This is a genomic window from Collinsella sp. AF31-11 (genome assembly GCF_003475605.1).
Taxonomy (GTDB): domain Bacteria; phylum Actinomycetota; class Coriobacteriia; order Coriobacteriales; family Coriobacteriaceae; genus Collinsella.
The window spans coordinates 1-1894 of sequence record NZ_QRQS01000031.1; the positions used below are offsets into that span (position 1 = coordinate 1).

Sequence of the window (1894 nt, forward strand, 5' to 3'; positions counted from 1 at the left end):
GCGCTGCATGAGCATGCCCTTCTGGCGCGAGGACCTCTAAGGTTTTCAAAGACCCGTACAGGTCTTACTACAAACATCTAGCTGCCATTAGATGTCTTCCAATGGGACGGTGCGGTTCTTTCGCACCGTCCCATTCATGTTTATTGACGCTAAATTAAGATCAGATAAGGTGGCCATGGATATCAAGACAATTGGCGTTGAGGAATGGCTCAACGTTTGGGAGAAGAGTGCTACATGGGATATCGCTCAGTCGACGATCTCGTCGCTGACCATGGGTGAGCTTCGCGCACTTGACGAGCAGGACGGTGCTACGTTCTACGAGTGCCTGGATCGCGAGAAGATGAATTACGGCTGGATCGAGGGTTCGCCGGAGTTTAAGGCCGAAGTCGCCAAGCTGTATCGTCGCGAGGTCAATCCCGATCACATTTTGCAGACTAATGGCTGTACGGGTGCTAACCTCAATGCCATCATGGCTGTTGTCGAGCCCGGCGATCACGTGATTGCCGAGTGGCCTACCTATGCGCCGCTCTATGAGATTCCGCGTACGCTTGGTGCCGAGGTCGAGTATTGGGAGCTTCGCGAGGAGCTCGGCTGGAAGCCCGATATCGAACAGCTCAAGCGCTCGGTGCGCCCCAACACCAAGCTCATCTGCATCAATAACGCATCGAACCCCATCGGTACGGTGCTCGATGCCGATACGCTCGGCCAGATTGCCGAGATCGCCCGCTCGGTGGGCGCCTACGTGCTGTGCGACGAGGTGTATCTGCCGCTCGAGAACACCGAGTCCTTTATATCGATGGCCGACGTGTACGAGAAGGCCATTGTCACCAACTCGGTGTCCAAGACCTATTCGACGCCTGCGGCTCGCGTGGGCTGGGTCGTGGCCGACGAAGAGGTCTCCAACCGTATCCGCACCTATCGTGACTACACCATGATCTGCGGCGGCGTGTTCAACGACGCCCTGGCGACCTACGTGCTCGAGCACAAGGATAAGATCCTTGAGCGCAACCGTAAGATCGTGTTTGGCAACCGTGATATCGCTCAGGCATGGATCGATACGCAGAGCCGCGTCTCATGGACGGCGCCGCAGGGCGTATCCACCTCGTTTATTCAGCTGGATATTCCCGAGGACGATGAGGAGTTCTGCAAGCGCCTGTTGGCCGAGAGGGGAGTGCTGCTGGTTCCCGGCAGCCGCTTTGAGCTTCCCTGCGGCGCGCGTCTGGGCTACTGCGCGAGTGAAGACGTTCTTCGCGAGGGCCTGAGGCTTCTGGGCGAGGCGCTGGCCGAGTTCGATCGGTAGCCCCTTGAGGATTTCGAGGGCCTAAACCTTACTGGGCTCTCGATGTACCGAATGCAGACCCGCTCCCTTTGGGGCGGGTCTGTTTGTCTTTACCGCCGAAAAAGTCAAGTTGTTACAAATAGAGACGCAAAACAGGCGGGGTATCCGAGGGGCCGTATACTGAGCTTCCGGTGAACGGTATCCAACGTCTGGTAAACGGTAGCCTGGTTGCTAAAAATGAATAGGACGAACTTTTTTCTGAATAAAAATCAAAATGGTTGAGACATAGCAAGAATTACGAATTCTATTCATACCTTTGCGTGAAATATGCAAATTGAGGGTGGTTTAAGAAAGATTAGTTCCAATTGATTTTCCGGTTAAAAAAGCGTTTAAGCACGTAAATAAACTTTATTAAATCAAAGTGTGCCATGCGTGAAGTATATGTGTATGCCGTTCACCCCCTATAAAAAACCGTTCGGGGGCAAGGTGGAAGTATGGGCTGATTTTGGATATAAATATGTCGTCAGCAATAACGCCTCACACGGAGGGGCGCTAACGAATCGGCCCTGACAAGGGCCCGAAAGAAAGGTAGGAGGCCATGACGAAAGGTCTGCA

The 1894-nt window shown here is 53.7% G+C and carries 1 protein-coding gene; it reads left to right on the forward strand.

The window, feature by feature from the left end:
* Positions 1-175 precede the first annotated feature (175 nt).
* Positions 176-1300: an aminotransferase gene (locus DWZ22_RS10030; protein ID WP_118406051.1), complete on the forward strand. Its 1125-nt coding sequence runs from the start codon at positions 176-178 to the stop codon at positions 1298-1300.
* Positions 1301-1894 lie beyond the last annotated feature (594 nt).

What these genes read in the sequence shown, in the direction of transcription:
- DWZ22_RS10030 (WP_118406051.1), top strand. Translation starts at nt 176, where the DNA reads ATGGATATCAAGACAATTGGCGTTGAGGAATGGCTCAACGTTTGGGAG.